This is a genomic window from Streptomyces sp. NBC_01476 (genome assembly GCF_036227265.1).
Taxonomy (GTDB): domain Bacteria; phylum Actinomycetota; class Actinomycetes; order Streptomycetales; family Streptomycetaceae; genus Actinacidiphila.
Map to the genome: position 1 here is coordinate 565,250 of NZ_CP109446.1, position 17,189 is coordinate 582,438.

Annotated in this window: 12 protein-coding genes; 2 read left to right on the plus strand and 10 right to left on the minus strand. The window is 70.3% G+C overall.

The window, feature by feature from the left end:
• Positions 1-37: 37 nt before the first annotated feature.
• The 4 genes from OG552_RS02475 to OG552_RS02490 form a co-directional block, all read right to left on the minus strand.
• Positions 38-1,387, minus strand: a complete 1,350-nt coding sequence (locus OG552_RS02475; protein ID WP_329129171.1) for an ABC transporter substrate-binding protein — start codon at positions 1,385-1,387, stop codon at positions 38-40.
• Entirely contained in the window at positions 1,384-2,499 is a 1,116-nt protein-coding gene (locus OG552_RS02480; protein WP_329129173.1) for an acetylxylan esterase, read from the minus strand. The genes OG552_RS02475 and OG552_RS02480 overlap by 4 nt, the downstream gene beginning before the upstream one ends.
• Positions 2,493-5,018, minus strand: coding sequence for a glycosyl hydrolase family 95 catalytic domain-containing protein (locus OG552_RS02485; protein ID WP_329129174.1), 2,526 nt, complete (start codon positions 5,016-5,018; stop codon positions 2,493-2,495). Before OG552_RS02485 ends, OG552_RS02480 begins: the two co-directional genes overlap by 7 nt.
• A 74-nt stretch (positions 5,019-5,092) precedes the next feature.
• Positions 5,093-6,016, minus strand: coding sequence for a carbohydrate ABC transporter permease (locus OG552_RS02490; protein ID WP_329129176.1), 924 nt, complete (start codon positions 6,014-6,016; stop codon positions 5,093-5,095).
• Between the two features lie 211 nt (positions 6,017-6,227).
• Here OG552_RS02490 and OG552_RS02495 point away from each other — a divergent pair, with 211 nt between their 5' ends.
• On the plus strand, positions 6,228-7,433 hold the full coding sequence (locus OG552_RS02495; protein ID WP_329129178.1) for an IS110 family transposase: 1,206 nt from the start codon (positions 6,228-6,230) through the stop codon (positions 7,431-7,433).
• A gap of 19 nt (positions 7,434-7,452) precedes the next feature.
• Here the strand turns inward: OG552_RS02495 and OG552_RS02500 are convergent, their stop codons facing one another.
• On the minus strand, positions 7,453-8,490 hold the full coding sequence (locus OG552_RS02500; RefSeq protein WP_329129179.1) for a carbohydrate ABC transporter permease: 1,038 nt from the start codon (positions 8,488-8,490) through the stop codon (positions 7,453-7,455).
• 55 nt (positions 8,491-8,545) lie between these two features.
• Positions 8,546-10,663, minus strand: a complete 2,118-nt coding sequence (locus OG552_RS02505; protein ID WP_329129181.1) for a fibronectin type III domain-containing protein — start codon at positions 10,661-10,663, stop codon at positions 8,546-8,548.
• A gap of 325 nt (positions 10,664-10,988) precedes the next feature.
• On the opposite strand from OG552_RS02505, the gene OG552_RS02510 reads away from it, so the two are divergent.
• Positions 10,989-12,227 carry an ROK family transcriptional regulator gene (locus tag OG552_RS02510; RefSeq protein WP_329129182.1) on the plus strand — a complete coding sequence of 413 codons (1,239 nt, stop codon included), beginning with the start codon at positions 10,989-10,991 and terminating at the stop codon, positions 12,225-12,227.
• 207 nt (positions 12,228-12,434) lie between these two features.
• Here the strand turns inward: OG552_RS02510 and kdpC are convergent, their stop codons facing one another.
• Genes kdpC through kdpF form a run of 4 tightly spaced genes read right to left on the minus strand, consistent with a single transcriptional unit; the run spans position 12,435 to position 16,983 of the window.
• Positions 12,435-13,061 carry a potassium-transporting ATPase subunit KdpC gene (gene kdpC, locus OG552_RS02515; protein ID WP_329129184.1) on the minus strand — a complete coding sequence of 209 codons (627 nt, stop codon included), beginning with the start codon at positions 13,059-13,061 and terminating at the stop codon, positions 12,435-12,437.
• A gap of 30 nt (positions 13,062-13,091) precedes the next feature.
• Positions 13,092-15,230 carry a potassium-transporting ATPase subunit KdpB gene (kdpB, locus tag OG552_RS02520; protein ID WP_329129185.1) on the minus strand — a complete coding sequence of 713 codons (2,139 nt, stop codon included), beginning with the start codon at positions 15,228-15,230 and terminating at the stop codon, positions 13,092-13,094.
• Positions 15,230-16,894, minus strand: coding sequence for a potassium-transporting ATPase subunit KdpA (kdpA, locus tag OG552_RS02525; protein WP_329129186.1), 1,665 nt, complete (start codon positions 16,892-16,894; stop codon positions 15,230-15,232). Before kdpA ends, kdpB begins: the two co-directional genes overlap by 1 nt.
• Positions 16,894-16,983 (minus strand): K(+)-transporting ATPase subunit F, encoded by a 90-nt coding sequence (gene kdpF / locus OG552_RS02530; RefSeq protein WP_329129187.1) that lies wholly within the window; start codon positions 16,981-16,983, stop codon positions 16,894-16,896. Before kdpF ends, kdpA begins: the two co-directional genes overlap by 1 nt.
• Between the last annotated feature and the right edge of the window lie 206 nt (positions 16,984-17,189).

Here is a 17,189-nt window from a genome sequence, read left to right on the forward strand (position 1 = left end):
GTACGGGGGACGGCCGCCGGTGATCATTCTGCCGCGCTCACTTCTTGCCCAGCAGGGACTTGCTCTGGCTCTGCATGGAGGCGAAGACGCTGTCGCTCTTCTGTCCGGCGAAATACGCCTCGAAGAGCGGGTCCATGGCGTCCTGGACGGCGGCTCCGTTGCCGTAGACCGGGGACGGGTAGAGCACCTTGTTCTTCAGCATGTCGGTGAAGACCGACAGGTCGACGCCCTGGGCGGCCAGCGTCTTCGCCGAGGCGTCCATGGCGGCGGGGATCGAGGGGAAGAACGTACCGGTCTGCGACGCCTTGGTCTGGCAGGACTCCGAACCCATGTAGGAGACCCACTTCCAGGCCAGGCCGGGGTTCTTGGTGCCGGCCCAGATGTTGTTGCCGTTGGAGTTGCTCATCACGGCGCGGGTCCTGCCGTCGGGGCCGAGCACCGTGGGCGCGATACCGACCTTCAGGTTCGGGATCTTGGCGAAGGTCGACGCCTCCCACGACCCGCCGGTCTCCAGGGCCACCTTCCCCGAGGAGAGCAGGTCGACGTCGCTGACGCTGGTGGTGAACTCGCCGATCTTCGGGGCGTATCCCTTGTCCTCCAGCGACCGCACCCAGTCCATGGTCTTCACGAACCGCGGGTCGTTGTAGTTGAAGACAGTCGGCCAGTTGGGCTTGTCGCCCAGCCGCCAGCCGGTGGTGGAGACGAACGGGCTCCAGGTGGTCTGGCCGATGAAGTCCTTGGCGGCGATCTCACCGAAGCCGTAGGTCTTGACGTGGTTCTTGTCGAAGCCGGGCTGGTCGCCGCGGCGGCCCTTGTCGTCGAGGGTGAGGTGGGCGACCATCTTGCCGAAGGTACCGCCGTCGTCGGGGTTCCAGGTGAGACCGGCGACGTCCTGCGCGGTGTAGCCGGCCTTGGTGATCATGTCCGTGTTGTAGTAGGTGCCGGCCGCGGCCCAGTCCAGCGGGAGCGCGTACTGCTTGCCGTCGGTGAACTTCCAGGCGTCGACGCCCACGGAGAAGCGGGACAGGTCGAACGCGTCCTTGGCGATGAAGTCGTCCAGCGGCATCAACTGGTGCTGCGATGCGTACGCCTGGAAGTACTGGACGCTGTTCTGGAAGGCGTCAGGGGCGTTCCCGGCCACGAAGCCGGCGGTGAGCTTGGTGAAGTAGTCGTCCACGTTGTACTGGGAGATCTTCACGGTGGTGCCGGGGTTGGCCTTCTCGAAGTCCGTCGCGCAGACCTGGTAGGCGGCGGCCTGCTTGTCGTCCCACGTCCACCAGTTGACCGTCTTGGAGCCGGAGCCGCCGCCCGAGCCGGAGGAGCAGGCGGAGACGACGGTGGCCAGGGCGAGGGTGGCGCCCAGCGCGGCGGCCTTTCGGATTCTCATGGGTTCCTTCTTTCGGTTCCGAGCGTGCCTGGGGCGTCGCTCTGGGGGCGGGACGACGTTTTGAGGAGCGGCCCGAAGGCGCGCAGGGCGATGGCGAGGTCTTCCGAGCCGCCGGCGTCGTGGCCGTTGAACTCCCACAGCCGCAACTGCCGGGGACCGGCGTAGGCGTGGTGGGCAGCGACGGTGGTGGCCGGCGGGCAGACGTCGTCGCGCAGCCCGGCGGAGAACCACGCGGGCGCGGTGGCGCGGCGGGCGAAGGCGAGGCCGTCGAAGTAGCCGAGGGTGCCGAAGGTCCGCGTCACCCGGTCGCGGCGGGCGGCGAGGTAGCCGATGAGTTCGGCGTACGGCCCGGCGCCGGTCAGCCGGGTGGCCTGCCGGATGTCGCACAGGAACGGCGACTGGATGTGCGCCGCGGTCAGGTCGGGTACGAGTCCGGCGACGGCCAGCGCGATACCGCCGCCCTGGCTGTTGCCGATGGCGGCGACCTTGGCGGGATCGGCGAGGCCGCTGCCGCGTAGGGCGTCGACCGCGCGGACGGCGTCGGTGAAGACCCGCCGGTAGACGTAGGTGTCCTTGTCCTCGATCCCGCGGGTGAGGAAGCCGGGGTGGGCGGGGCCGCTGCCGACCGGGTCGGGGGTGGCGCCGCCGCCGGCCCAGGCGCCGCCCTGGCCGCGGGTGTCCATCAGCAGGTGGGCGTAGCCGGCCGACGACCAGAGCAGGTCGTCGACGGGGGCGCCGCGGCCACTGCCGTAGCCGTGGAACTGGACCACCGCGGGCAGCGGTCCGCTCCGGGCGCGGGGCAGTCGCAGCCAGCCGCGTACCGGATGGCCGCCCCAGCCGGGGAAGGACGCGTCGAAGACGTCCACCGTCTCCAGGCCGGTGTCGACCGGGGTCAGCTCCAGCCGGGGGCCGGTCCGTCGGGCCTCGGCGAGGGTGTCCTGCCAGAAGGCGTCGAAGTCGGCCGGCTCCCGGTAACTGCTGCGGTACGCCCACAGGTCGGGCAGATCCGGCGGCTCGGGCGGCTCGGGCGGCTGGGGCGGCTCGGGCGGCTGGGGCGGCTCCGGGGGCTCTTGGCGCTTCGGGGGCTCCGGCAGATCCGGCCCGGTCAGCATGCCGTGGCCCGGCCGGCCGGCCGCAGTCGCCCGTCGAGGGTGAGGCGGCCGCCGGCGGGCACGCGGACCTCGGCGGTCCGGTCGCGGTGCCGTACTCGTACCGGCCGGTCGCCGTCGCCGGCACGGCGGCGCAGGGTGACCCCGGTCAGCTCGCCGTCCCGCCAGGTGAAGTCGGCCGCGAGGCCACCGCGGCAGCGCAGGTCGGTGGCCTCGCCGTCGGGCCACTCGGCGGGCAGCGCCGGCAGCAGGTGGACGGTGCCGGTGTGGCTCTGCAGCACCATTTCGGTGAGCGCGGCCATGAAGCCGTAGTTGCCGTCGATCTGGAACGGCGGGTGGGTGGAGAAGAGGTTGGGCAGCAGACCGCCCCACCGCGATCCGTCCACCGGCGCGTCGTCGCCCGGGTCGCCGTCAAGGGGGCGGGCCGCTTCCAGCAGCAGCGCGCGGGCGGTGCCGGCGTCCCGCAGCCGGGCCCGCAGGGCGATCTTCCAGGCCCAGGACCAGCCCATCGCGCCCGGCCCGCGGCGGTCCATCAACAGCCCTGCGGCCGTGGCGAGTTCGGGGGCGGTGTCGGGGTCGATCTGCCCGAGCGGGTGGACGGCGATCATCTGCGAGAGGTGGCGGTGCTGAGGGTCCGCCTCGGGCAGGTCCTGCGACCACTCCTGCAGCCGGCCCTCGGCGGAGATCGCGGGCTGCGGCAGCCGCGGCAGCGCGGCCCGGATCTCGGCGGTCAACGGGTCCTGGGTGCCCAGGAGTTCGGCGGCACGCAGGGTGCGCTCCAGGACCGCGCGGGTGAGCGCGATGTCCATGGCGCTGGAGCGGGTGAGGGATTCCGGGACGCCGGCAGCCGAGAGGAAGAGATTCTCCGGGGAGGTGGAGGGGATCGTCTCCAGGCCGCCGGCGCCGTCGTCCACCAGCCAGTCGAGCAGGAAGGCGGCGCAGCCGCGCAGCAGCGGCCAGGCCCGGTCCCGCAGGAAGGCGGTGTCCTGGGTGAACTCGTAGTGGTCCCAGAGGTGCTGGACGAGCCAGGCGCCGCCCATCTGCCAGATCGCCCAGGACGGGTTGCCGTGGCCCATGCCGACCGGCAGCGCCCAGCCCCACATGTCGGAGTTGTGGTGCGCGACCCAGCCGCGTGCTCCGTAGAGTTCGTGGGCCACACCGGCGCCGTTGGCGGCGATCCGGTCCAGCAGGTCGAAGAGCGGTTCGTGGCAGGTGGTGAGCCCGGCGGCCTCGGCGCCCCAGTAGTTCATCTGGGTGTTGATGTTGACGGTGTAGTTCGACGACCAGGCGGGGCGCAGTTCGGCGTTCCAGATGCCCTGGAGGTTGGCGGGCGGCCCGGCGTGCGGGCGTGACGCGGTGGCGAGCAGGTAGCGGCCGAGCTGGAACAGGACGGTGGCGGTGAGGAGTTCGTCGCCGCCGCCGAGGATGTCGCGGGCAACGTCGTACGTGCCGGCGCGGCGCGGTCCGATCCGCAGCGCACTGCCGCCGAGCAGGGACCGCAGGTCCGCCTCGTGGCTCTCGCGCAGGTCCGCGGCGCCGCGGGCGGCCTCCCGGGCGGCGATACGGGCCGCGGCGGCGAGGTGCGCGGCCCGGTCGGCGGGGGCTTCGTTGCCGGACCAGTGGGCGGCGGCCGTGGTGGAGCTGGCGAGGGTGACCAGGAGGTGCGTGGCAGCGGTGATCCGCAGCGATCCGTCGTCGGGGCTGACCGTGACCCGGCCGTCGGTGGCCAGTCGCAGGGCGAGCGCCCCGAACGGGTCGTACCCGTCGACCGGGCCGCCGGCGTACCGCAGCGGTTCTGCGACGCCGGTCTCGTGGGAGGGGGCGCCGTCCACCGGGATCTCGACGCCGAGGGTGATGCCGCCGGGGTCGCACGCCCGGTGCACCTCCCGCAGCGGGGTGCTCAGGTCCAGGCCGAGGTCGGCGGTTCCGCCCTCGGTGGTGAGGGCCACCACGAGGGTGCCGCCCGCGCCACCGTCCGCCGGGCCGTCGGCGGTGGCGGTCGCGGTGGCGGTGGCGGTGGCGGTGGCGGTGGCAGCAGCCCAGACGGCCCGGCGGACGGTCACGCCGGCCGTCTCGAAGATCTCCTCGGCCACACCGCTGTCCAGGTTGAGGGTACGGCCGTGGTGGACTGTCCGCGGGGCGTTGCGGCCGTGGCCGGCGCCGGACACGGTGAGCCAGAGGTCGGCGTAGGGCAGGTACTCCTGGCTGTAGGGGCCTTCGAAGGACATCAGCAGGCTCTCCGCCCGGCGGTGGTCCTCGGCCCGGATGGCGGTACGGACCTCGGCCAGCCGCTCCGGGCCCGCGCCGGCCGCCCTTACGGCGGCGAGCGCCGTGGCCGGGCCGCCGGGGGTGCCCGACCAGACGGTGGAGTCGTTGATCTGGATCCGGGCGCGTCCGGCGCCGCCGAAGACCATCGCGCCGAGCCGGCCGTTGCCGACCGGGGCCGCCTCGTTCCAGTCGGCGGCCGGCCGCGGCCAGGCCAGCAGCAGGTCGCCCGCGGTGTCCAGGGGGGTGGTGTGCACGTGATTCATCCCGTTGTGCTCGAAAGCGGGGACCGCGAAGGATCCGGTGCCGCGGATGGCGTGGCCGGCCGGCGCTACTTGATGCCGGAGAAGCCGATGGAGTTGACGATGCGCCTGCCGAAGGCGACGAAGAGCAGCAGCATCGGCAGCGCCGCGATCAGGGCGGCGGCCATCAGGCCCGCCCAGTCGGGGGCGGCCTGCGGCGAGGACTGCTTGAAGACCCCGAGCGCCAGGGTCAGCGGCTGGACGCTGTCGTCGTTGGTGACCAGCAGCGGCCACAGGTAGTCGTTCCAGGCGTTGACGAACATCAGCAGCGAGATGGTGGCGATGGGTGCGGAGGACATCGGCAGGATGATCCGGAAGAAGATCCGCAGCGGCCCGGCGCCGTCGATGATCGCGGCCTCCTCGATCTCACTGCTCAGCCCGAGCATGAACTGCCGCAGGAAGAAGAGCGTGAACGCCTGGAAGAGCGCCCCGGGCAGGATGAGTCCGGCGAAGGTGTTGGTCAGGCCGAGGTCTTTGACGAAGACGAAGTTCGGCAGCAGCGTGAAGACGCTGGGCACCATCAGCGCGGCGATCAGGATGTTGAAGACCAGGTTCCGGCCGCGCCAGTGCAGCCGGGAGAAGGCGTAGGCCGCCGCCGCCGAGAAGAGCACGATCAGCACGGTCTGCACGGACGCGTAGACCAGCGAGTTGCGCAGGTAGAGCGCGATGTCGAGGGAGGCGCCCGATCCGCCCTGCGCCTGCGCCTGGGCGGTGTCGGCGATGCCCAGCGCGCGTTCGAAGGCACCGAAGGTGAAGCCGACCGGCAGCGGAGAGGACGGGTGGGTGGCGAGGCTGTAGTTGTTGGAGAGCGCGGTGCGCAGGATCCAGTAGAAGGGGAAGAGCGTGATCAGCACGATGATGCCGAGGTAGGTCCACGCCACGATCCGGCCAGGAGCGAATGTCCGGCGGCGGGGGCTCCGCACGATCGCGGTGGGCGCAAGGGTGACCGCCATGGGGGCTTCCCTAAGAATGTGAGGCGGTCCGGGAGGACCGGGTGTGGCTGATGGGGGTCTGTCGTTGATGACTCGGAAGGAATGGCCGCCCGGTCCTCCGGGGCGCTCCGACCACTGATTGAGAACTGCGGTCATCGCTGGTTAGGGACCTGTCGGCGGGGTGTTCTTCGGACCATGGAGTGCTGGTCACGAGGGATACGGAGCGGCGGGCTTGAGCACGTCTGACACGCGGATATGGGTCGGCATCGATGCCGGCAAGGGGCACCACTGGGCAGTCGCGGTGGACGCCGACGGCGAGACGCTGTTCTCGACGAAGGTGATCAACGACGAGGCCCAGATCCTCACCCTCATCGACACGGCCCGCGAACGGGCCGACGAGGTGCGGTGGGCAGTGGACATCTCCGGCCGGGCCTCGACCTTGCTGCTGGCCCTGCTGATCGCGCACGGCCAACAGGTCGTCTACGTCCCCGGTCGAACGGTCAACCGGATGACCGGCGCTTACCGGGGCGAGGGCAAGACCGACGCCAAGGATGCCCGTGTCATCGCCGACCAGGCGCGCATGCGCCGGGACTTCGCTCCGCTGGACACGCCCCCGGAGCTGGTCTCCAACCTGAGGGTGCTGACGAACTACCGGGCCGACCTGATCGCCGACCGGGTGAGGCTGATCAACCGGCTCCGTGACCTGCTGGTCGGCATCTGTCCGGCCCTGGAGCGGGCGTTCGACTATTCCGCGGCCAAGGGCCCGGTCGTCATGCTCACCGAGTACCAGACACCGGCCGCTCTGCGCCGGATCGGCGTCAAGCGCCTGACGGCCTGGCTTGAACGCCGCAAGGTCCGCAGTGCCGCCGACGTCGCGGCCAAGGCCGTGGAGGCGGCCCAGGCCCAGCAGATCGCACTGCCCGGCGAGAAGCGGGCCGCCAAGCTGGTCTGCGACCTCGCCCACCAGCTGCTGGCCCTGGACGAGCGGATCAAGGACAACGACCGGGAGATCCGCGAGACGTTCCGATCCGACGACCGCGCGGAGATCATCGAGTCGATGCCCGGCATGGGGCCCATCCTGGGCGCCGAGTTCGTCGCCATCGTCGGCGACCTGGCCGGCTACCGCGACGCCGGCCGCCTTGCCTCGCATGCCGGTCTGGCCCCGGTGGCCCGGGACTCCGGCCGCCGAACCGGCAACTACCACCGGCCCAAGCGCTACAACCGCCGTCTGCGGCGGCACATCTTCTACATGGCCGCCCAGACCGCCATGATGCGGCCCGGCCCCTCCCGCGACTACTACCTCAAGAAGCGGGCCGAGGGGCTGCTGCACACCCAGGCCCTGCTCTCGCTCGCCCGACGCCGGGTCGACGTGCTCTGGGCGATGCTGCGTGACAAGAGGCTGTTCACCTCCGCCCCGCCAGTCACGCAGGCGGCTTGACACGATCATTGAGATTCCTTCAGTTCAGGTCGGATTCGTCGGAGCGGGCGAGCCGCAGCTGGGTGAAGGTGACCGCGATGAGCAGCGCGAACAGGGCGAGCGACATGGTGGCGGCGTAGCCGAAGTCGAACTGCCGGAAGGCCTTGTCGTAGATGTACATCTGCAGCACGTTGGAGGCGTTGGCCGGCCCGCCCTTGGTGGTGACCGCCACGATGTCGAAGACCTGGAAGCTGTTGATGACGGTCAGCACCACGACCATCACCAGGATCGGGCGGAGCAGCGGCACGGTGAGGCGGCGGAACATCTGGGCCTCGCCCGCGCCGTCGACCCGGCCGGCTTCGTAGATCGTCGGCGGTATGGTCTGCAGCCCGGCGAAGATCAGCAGGGCGTAGTAGCCCATCCACTTCCAGACGCTGATCGCGGCGAGCGAGGGGATGGCCCAGTTGCCGGTGCCCAGGAACATGACCGAGTGGCCGGTGACGTTCTTCAGCACGATGTTGACCACGCCCAGTTGGGGGTCGAGCATCCACTGCCAGACCAGGGCCGCGACCACGTTGGAGATCAGGAACGGCAGCAGGATCACCCCGCGCAGCAGGCCGGAGCGGGTGACCCGGTGCAGCACCACCGCGGTCACCAGCGAGATCAGCGTGCCGAAGACGACGGCGAGCACCACGAAGTAGACGGTGACCAGCAGCGAGTGCCAGAAGACGCTGTCGTGGACCAGCTCGTGGAAGTTGGACAGGCCCACCCAGCTCGGCGGGGTCAGCACATGGAAGTCGGTGAAGCTGAGGTAGATGCCGCGGAAGGTCGGATAGGCGAAGAAGACCGCGAAGCCGGCGACCGCGGGGAGGATCAGCAGCAGGGCCACCGGCAGGTCCTTGCGGCTGGCCGCACGGGACCGGGTGACGGTGCTGCGCTGTGCTTTCCGGCCGCCCCTGCCGGTCCGGCCGGGGCCGGCGGGCTTGCGGAACCTGCTGGTCCGGGCGGCCGTGGTGGCCACTGCGTCCGACGGCGGTTTCACCGGCGTCGTCTGGTTGTCGTGCGAAGTGACCACCACGGCACTCTCCTAGCGGGGTCGGGCCTTACGGGGCTGGGCCTTCAGGGGCGCAGGATCAGACGGTGATCCGGTCGATGTCGGACACGTAGTCGTCCGGGTTGCCGAGGCTGACGGTGTTGCTGCCTGCCTTCAGCTGGACGGGAACGGTCACCGACTGGGCGGTCCCCCAGTTGTTGTCGTTGGTGCCGGGGAGCGGGAGCTGGAAGGACGTGCCGCCCGAGGTGACGACGACGGTCCGGCCGGTGGAGCCGTCCACGTAGTCGAGCTTGAGCAGGTAGGTGCCGTCCTTCGGCGCGGTGACGTTGTTGATCGCCAGTGCGTTGCCGGCGCCGCCGAGGTTGCCGACCTTCTTGCCGCCCGAGCAGCCGGAGCAGTCTCCGACGCTCGCGTTGCCGGTGAGCGTGTTGGCCGCCGCCTCCGCCTCGTAGGAGACGGGTCCGCCCGCGGCCGGGGTGGTGACCGGGACCGCCTTGCTGGGCGCGGAGCGGTGGCCCTTGGCGTCCTTGGCGACGACGGTGAAGGAGTAGCCGGTGGCGGAGGTCAGACCGGTGACGGTGGCCGCGGTGCCGGTGGTCGAGCTGACTTTCTTGCCGTTGACGTAGATGTCGTAGCCCGCGGGCTTGCCGTTCTCCACCGCGTCCCAGGCCAGCGAGACCGAGGCGGCGGTGGCGGCGGTGCCGTGCACGGCGAGCGGGACGCCCGGGGTGGACGGCTTCTTCGGGGTGATGGTGAACAGCCGCGAGCCGTGCGGCGGGAGTTCGGTGGTGTAGTGGCCGCTGACGCCACCGAGGTTCTTGTGGCTCCACAGGTCGCGCAGGTTCGCCTGCCCGCTGATGCCGAGGTCCGACAGGTCGGCGGTGACGTTCTGGTAGCCCTTGCCGAGGTTGAACAGGGCGACGGTGTAGCTGCCGTCGGCGTTCCGGGCGTACCAGACCTGCTGGTCGGTGGCCTGGCTGACCGGCTTGGCCGGGTTGCCCGCCTGGTCGACCGCGATGACCTCGTCGTTGGTGAGCAGCGAGAGACCGTAGTCGTCGAGCTTGGTGAGGTCGTCACCGATGTACAGCGGGGCGGCTTCGATCGCCCACAGCGTCATGTAGCTCTGCCGCTCGACATCGGTGAGGCCGTCCATCGGGCCGACGCCGACGTCGAGGGAGTCGAGGTTGTTCCAGTGCCTGGGCCCGGCGTCGTCGATCCACGGCACGACGTCGTTCCAGCGGCCCTTGACCGAGTTGTTCCAGGTCACCAGGGTGTCGCAGTAGCACTCGACGTCGGTGTCGACGCGCCACCCGTTGGAGTTGGCCTTCCACACGTCGGCCTTGGTGTGGCTCAGCGACCAGGAGAGGGTGAGCTGGATCGGGCGGCCGGTGTTCTGCAGCGCCTGGTGCCAGGCCTGGACGTCGGGCACGTTGTCGTGCGCCGCGTCACCCTGGTTGGAGCCGGGCCCGACACCGTCCACCTTGAGGAAGTCCACGCCCCAGCCGGCCAGTTCGTCGGCGACGGAGTCGATGTACTTCTGCGAGCAGGGGCTGGACCAGTTCATCTGGTAGGACACGTTGTCCCAGCCGCTGGTCTTGCGCAGGTCGGGGTAGACGATGTCCTTGGTGGTGCAGCCGGGCGCGCCGTAGATCGGCGTCTTGCCGTCGTTGTAGGCGTCGAAGTAGAGGCCGACCGCCAGGTAGGCGCCGAACTTCAGTCCCTTGCGGTGCAGTTGGTCACCGAGGTAGGTGAAGCCGTCGGGGAAGGTCGCCTTGTTGGGGACCGGGCGGCCGTAGCTGTCGAAGCCGCCGACCCAGCCGGCGTCCACATTGACGTAGTCGTAGCCGTGGCCCTTGAGCTTCTTGGAGAGCACGTCCGCCTGCTGGAGGATGTGCGCCTGGGTGAGGTACTTCTCGTTGCCGTAGCCGGGGAAGTTGGTGGACTCCAGGCTCCAGCTGCTCCAGCCCATGTACGGCTTGTCGGCCAGTACCGGCGCGCTGCCGTGCTGGGTGGCGGCCGGGGCCCGGCCGGAATCGCCGGCGGACGCGGTGGCCGATGCCGCGGTCGGCACCAGGAGGGCCGCGGCGAGCGCGGCGACCGCCAGCAGGGGCAGCGCGAGGCCGCCCCGCAGGCGGGAGAACGGCTTTCTGCGCCGCGGCGGGGCGGCGGGTCCTTCGGGTCCAGCTGGACGAGGCATGGGTCTACTCCATCTCGGCGCGGAGGCATGCGGCGGAGATCAGAACTGCCGGGGATGCGGACAGGGGTTCACTCGTCCTCGGGTCGTTCCCTCGGTGGCGGTCGTCCCGGAGCACCACCGAGGGGGCGAGGAAGTGCGGCGAATGTAGCCAGGGTTTCCTTCCAGCGTCAACATAATCGGCAGGAAAAATCCGATGTTTGGCCCGACCGATCCGCACCCAAGTCGGCCCAGTCCCGGAAAACCGGCCCAGGACGGGCGGAACGTAGGCCGCAAGTGCCCGATCTCCGCACTTCCTTACTTTCCCCTGGAAATGTATGGTCCAGGCATGACGCTCGCCGATCAGCCGCCCGCCGCTGCTCTGGTCTTCCAGACCCTGCTCGCCCACGGTCCGCTCACCCGGGCCGAGGCGGGACGGCGGACCGGACTGTCACCGGGCGCGGTCACGAAGGTGGCCACTCCGCTGCTGGCCGACGGCTGGATCACCGAACTCGGCCGCCCCACCGTGGAGCGGGCCAACGGCCGGCCGGCCACCCTGATCGCGGTGCGGGCGGAACGCGCCCGCTTCATCGGTGTCAAGGTCACCGCGGACGAGCTGATCGGCGTGCTGGTGGACCTGACCGCCCAGCCGCTGGCGGCGCGGCGGGCGCGCCTCGGCTCCCGCGACGTCGGCACCGTGGTGCTGGCCATCGCCCGGCTGGTCACCCAGCTGCGCAAGGCGGCCGGCTTCGAGCGGGCCGGCCAGGAAGGCGGCGGACAGGCGGGCGGCGGGGACGGGGACGGCAGGCACGGGGACCTGCAGCACGAGGGCGGCCGGCACGAGGACGACGTGCACAGCATCGGCGTCACCATCTCCGGCGATGTCGACGGACACACCGGCACCGTGCAGTACTCCCCCTTCCTCAACTGGCGGCGGGTGCCGCTGGCCCAGCTGGTGGAGACCGCCACCGGCACGCCGACCGTGATCGAGAACGATGTACGCGCCCTGACCGTGGCCGAGCAGTGGTTCGGCGCCGGGGTCGGACTGTCGTCGTTCGCCCTGGTCACCGTGGGGGCCGGCATCGGCTGCGGGCTCTCCATCGGCGGGCGGGTGGTGTCCGGGGCACACGGGGTGTCGGGCGAGGTCGGCCACCTGCCGGTCGGCGGCACCGACCGTATCTGCACCTGCGGCAACACCGGCTGCGTGGAGGCCGTCGCCTCGACGCACGCCATCACCGAGCAGGCCCGGCAGGCCACCGGCGACGACGAGCTGACGATGGACCAGGCGGTACGGCTGGCGCACGCCGGTGACCCCGCGGTCCGGGCGGTCTTCGCCCGGGCCGGTCACACGCTCGGGCTGGCGATGGCCTCGGTGGCCAATCTCATCGGGCCGGAGCGGATCATCATCTCCGGCGAGGGGGTCGCCTCGTACGACCTGTTCGCCGACCAGATCCGGCAGACCTTCGCCGATCACGCGTTCGGTGCCGCCGCGGACTGCGATCTGGTGGTCCGGCCGCTGCCGTTCGAGGAGTGGGCCCGCGGAGGTGCGGCGATCGCCGCCCAGCGGGTCTTCGCACCGTCGAAGTGACGCCCGGTCACGGCGTTGCGGAAGGAACCCCATGACGCGTGACCATCTGGCCGGGCTGCTGACCGGCGCCGACGCCCGCCGACGACCTGTCGGGGCACGTCCGGCTCGCCGCCTCGAACTCGATACCGATCGCGGTTGGCGAGTCGGTGGCGGCGGGGTCCGGGTCCGCCGTGGACCCGGACCCCGCCCGCCGCGCCGGACCGCCGGTCAGGAGAGCTTCGACAGATCCTTGTTCAGCTCCAGGACATTGACGTGGCTCTCGCCGAGGAAGCCGAGGCTGCGGCCGTCCACATGCGCGGCGACCAGTCGGTGCACCGCGTCCGCGGACAGGCCGCGGGCCGCCGCGACCCGGTTGACCTGCTCGTAGGCGTAGGCCGGGGAGATGTCCGGGTCCAGGCCGGATCCGGAGGCGGTGAGCGCGTCCGGCGGCACCGTGGCGGGGTCCACCCCGTCGAAGGCGGCGACGTCGTGCCGGCGCTGCTGGATCGTCTTGACCAGATCCGGGTCGTTGGGCCCGAGGTTGGAGGCACCGGAGGCCAGCGGGTCGTACGACCCGGCGGACGGTCGCGGCTGGAAGAACTTCGGGTCCGGCCGGGCGGCCTCGTCGGCGTTGTCCGGGTCCTTCTTCGGCAGGTTGAAGTTCTGGCCGATTTCGCTGGATCCGACGACCCGGCCGTTCTGCTTGATCAGCGACCCGTCGGCCTTGTCACTGAAGGCGGCCTGGGCCACCCCGGTGACGGCCAGCGGGTAGATCAGCCCGCAGACGATCGTCATCAGGATCAGCATGCGCAGCGCCGACAGGTGCCGGCGGACCGCGGTGGGGAGGTTGTTCATGTCACGCACCTACGTTCTCGGTGTCCGCGGTCAGCTCAGTCCGGGGATGAACTGGACGATCAGGTCGATGATCTTGATGCCGGCGAACGGCAGCACCAGGCCGCCGATGCCGTACACCCAGATGTTGCGGTTGAGCAGTTTCGCCGCCGAGGACGGCCGGTAGCGCACACCGCGCAGGGCCAGCGGGATCAGCACCACGATGATCAGCGCGTTGAAGATGATCGCGGAGGCGATCGCCGACGTCGGGCTGTGCAGCTTCATGATGTTGAGCGTGTCCAGGCCCGGGTAGGCCACGGTGAACATCGCGGGGATGATCGCGAAGTACTTCGCGATGTCGTTGGCGATCGAGAAGGTGGTGAGCGCGCCCCGAGTGATGAGGAGTTGCTTGCCGATCTCCACGATCTCGATCAGCTTGGTGGGGTTGGAGTCCAGGTCCACCATGTTCCCGGCCTCCTTGGCGGCCGAGGTGCCGGTGTTCATGGCCACGCCCACGTCCGCCTGGGCCAGCGCCGGGGCGTCGTTGGTACCGTCACCGGTCATCGCGACCAGCTTGCCGCCGGCCTGCTCGCGCTTGATGAGCGCCATCTTGTCCTCGGGCGTGGCCTCGGCGAGGAAGTCGTCCACCCCCGCCTCGTCCGCGATCGCCTTGGCGGTCATCGGGTTGTCACCGGTGATCATCACCGTGCGGATACCCATCCGGCGCAGTTCGTCGAACCGCTCCCGCATCCCCTCCTTGACCACGTCCTTGAGGTTGATCACGCCGAGCACGGTGGCGCTGGTCCGGCCGTCACGGACGACGACCTCCCCGACCACCAGCGGTGTGCCGCCACTGGAGGCGATGCCGTCGACCATCGGGCCGACCTCGTCGGTCGGGTGACCGCCGTTCTCCCGGATCCAGTGCATCACCGAGGTGGCGGCGCCCTTGCGCAGGAGGCGCTGGTCGCCGTCCTCGACGAGGTCGACGCCGCTCATCCGGGTCTGCGCGGTGAAGGGCACGAACGAGGCGCTGCCGAGTTCGCCCTCGGCGCGACCGCGCAGGCCGTACCGCTCCTTGGCGAGCACCACGATGGACCGGCCCTCGGGGGTCTCGTCGGACAGCGACGACAACTGCGCGGCGTCGGCCAGTTCGCCGACCGGGACCTCGCCGACCGGGAGGAACTCGGCGGCCTGCCGGTTGCCGAGGGTGATGGTGCCGGTCTTGTCCAGCAGCAGGGTGTTGACGTCGCCGGCCGCCTCGACGGCCCGGCCGGACATGGCGAGGACGTTCCGCTGCACCAGCCGGTCCATACCGGCGATGCCGATCGCGGAGAGCAGCGCGCCGATGGTGGTCGGGATCAGCGCGACCACCAGGGACACCAGGACCACGATGGACTGCTCGGCGCCCGCGTAGATCGCCATCGGCTGGAGGGTGACGACGGCCAGCAGGAAGACGATGGTCAGCGAGGCGAGCAGGATGTTCAGCGCGATCTCGTTGGGGGTCTTCTGCCGGGAGGCGCCCTCGACCAGGGCGATCATCCGGTCGATGAAGGTCTCGCCGGGCCTGGAGGTGATCCGCACCACGATCCGGTCGGAGAGCACCCGGGTGCCGCCGGTGACCGCGCTGCGGTCGCCGCCGGACTCGCGGATCACCGGCGCGGACTCGCCGGTGATCGCCGACTCGTCCACCGAGGCGATGCCTTCGACGACATCGCCGTCACCGGGCACGGTCTGCCCGGCCTCGACCACCACGTGGTCGCCGAGCCGCAGTTCGGCGGCGGGCGCCGACTCCTCGCGCGGGTGGGCCGCGCCGGGCCGCCAGTCGACCAGCCGGCGGGCGACGGTCTCGGTCTTGGTACGGCGCAGGGTCTCGGCCTGCGCCTTGCCGCGGCCCTCGGCGACGGCCTCCGCCAAATTGGCGAAGACCACGGTGAGCCAGAGCCAGACGGTGATCACCCAGGCGAAGACGCTCGGGTCCTTGATCGCGAACACCGTGGTCAGGACGGCCCCGGCCTCGACGACGAACATCACCGGGTTCTTGGCCATCACCCGCGGGTCGAGCTTCCGCACCGCGTCCGGGAAGGACCGCAGCACCATCTTCGGATCGAGCAGCCCGCCGGAGACCCGGTGCGGGCCCTGTGAGGCGGTACCGCCGCCGGCCGGGACCGGGGGCCGGTCAGTGGTCAGGGACATCAGTGCAGACCTTCCGCGAGCGGACCCAGCGAGAGTGCGGGGAAGTAGGTGAGGCCGACGACCACGACGATCACGGCGCTGAGCATGCCGACGAACTGTGGTCGGTGGGTAGGCAGGGTGCCCGTGGTGACCGGGACGGGCTGCTGCTTGGCGAGCGAGCCGGCCAGCGCCAGCACGAAGATCATCGGCAGGAAGCGGCCGAAGAGCATCGCCAGGCCCAGCGCGGTGTTGTACCAGGTGGTGTTGACACCGATACCGGCGAACGCCGAGCCGTTGTTGTTGGCCGCCGAGGTGAAGGCGTAGAGCACTTCGGAGAAGCCGTGCGGGCCGGAGTTGAGCATCGCGGCCCGTTCGCCGGGCAGCGCCATCGCGGCGCCGGTGCCGATCAGCACCACGGCCGGGGTGGCCAGGATGTAGAGCGAGGCGAACTTCATCTCCCGGGCACCGAGCTTCTTGCCCAGGTACTCCGGGGTCCTGCCGACCATCAGACCGGCCACGAAGACCGTGATGACGGCCAGGATCAGGATGCCGTAGAGCCCAGAACCGGTACCGCCGGGCGCGACCTCACCGAGCATCATGTTGAAGATCGTCATCCCGCCGCCGCCCGGCGAGAACGAATCGTGGAAGGAGTTGACGGCGCCGGTCGAGGTCAGCGTGGTGGACGCGGCGAAGAGGGCCGAGGCCCAGATGCCGAACCGCTGTTCCTTGCCCTCCAGCATGCCGCCGGCCGCGTGGCCGGCGGTGCTGCTGTAGCTGTGCAGTTCGTTGACGGTGATCAGGGCGACCGAAGCGGCCCAGATCAGGCCCATGACAGCCAGGATCGCGTAGCCCTGGCGGCGGTCGCCGACCATCGTGCCGAAGGTGCGCGGCAGCGAGAAGGAGATGACCAGCAGCAGGTAGATCTCCAGCAGGTTGCTGAAGCCGGTCGGGTTCTCGAACGGGTGGGCGGAGTTGGCGTTGTAGAAGCCGCCGCCGTTGGTGCCGAGTTCCTTGATGGCTTCCTGCGAGGCGACCGGGCCGCCGGTGATGGACTGCTTGTCGCCGAGCAGCGTGGTGATCTCGTGGATGCCGTGGAAGTTCTGCACCACGCCGACCGCGACCAGCACGATCGCGAAGACGAACGCGAGCGGCAGCAGCAGCCGGACGGTGATCCGGGTCAGGTCCACCCAGAAGTTGCCCACCCGGTCGGTGCGCCTGCGGGTGAAGCCCCGGATCAGCGCGGCCACGACGGCGATGCCGACGGCCGCGGAGACGAAGTTCTGCACCGCGAGGCCCGTCATCTGGACCAGGTGGCCCATGGTGACTTCGCCGGAGTACGACTGCCAGTTGGTGTTGGTGACGAAGGAGGCCGCGGTGTTGAACGCCTGGTCCGCCTTGACCGGCGGGAAGCCGAGCGACAGCAGCAGGTGGTTCTGCAGCCGCTGGAAGCCGTACAGGAACAGGACCGAGACCACCGAGAAGGCCAGCACGCTGCGCAGGTAAACCGGCCAGCGCTGGTCGGCGTCACCGTCGACACCGGCCAGTTTGTAGATGCCCCGCTCGACCGCCAGATGGCGGGCGGTGGTGAGGATACGGGCCATGTAGTCGCCCAGCGGACGATAGGAGAGCGCCAGCGCCCCGAGCAGGGCGAGAATCTGGAGCCAGCCCGCGAGAGTGTCGTTCACTAGAACTTCTCCGGGTGGATCAGGGCCAGCACGAGGTAGCCGAGCAGACAGCAGGCCACGATGAGTCCGACGATGTTCTCCGCGCTCACAGCTTCTCGGCCCCCTTGGCCACGAAGGCGAGCACGGCGAAGACCGCGATCGTCACAACGATGAAAACGAAATCGGACATGGGCGGATCCCCGGATTGTCGAAACAGCAGGCAGATGGGTTGCCGGAAGTCCCGGCTCCTGTAGGAAACCGCCTGCTCGGCGGGGTATCGACGCTTGTTGACGCTTCCCTTGCGCCCGCGACGGCG

Excerpts from the sequence above, each read along its gene's own strand:
- kdpB (WP_329129185.1), bottom strand. The coding sequence starts at position 15,230 with ATGTCCCTGACCACTGACCGGCCCCCGGTCCCGGCCGGCGGCGGTACC.
- OG552_RS02510 (WP_329129182.1), top strand. The coding sequence starts at position 10,989 with ATGACGCTCGCCGATCAGCCGCCCGCCGCTGCTCTGGTCTTCCAGACC.
- OG552_RS02475 (WP_329129171.1), bottom strand. The coding sequence starts at position 1,387 with ATGAGAATCCGAAAGGCCGCCGCGCTGGGCGCCACCCTCGCCCTGGCC.
- OG552_RS02490 (WP_329129176.1), bottom strand. The coding sequence starts at position 6,016 with ATGGCGGTCACCCTTGCGCCCACCGCGATCGTGCGGAGCCCCCGCCGC.
- OG552_RS02505 (WP_329129181.1), bottom strand. The coding sequence starts at position 10,663 with ATGCCTCGTCCAGCTGGACCCGAAGGACCCGCCGCCCCGCCGCGGCGC.
- OG552_RS02480 (WP_329129173.1), bottom strand. The coding sequence starts at position 2,499 with ATGCTGACCGGGCCGGATCTGCCGGAGCCCCCGAAGCGCCAAGAGCCC.
- kdpC (WP_329129184.1), bottom strand. The coding sequence starts at position 13,061 with ATGAACAACCTCCCCACCGCGGTCCGCCGGCACCTGTCGGCGCTGCGC.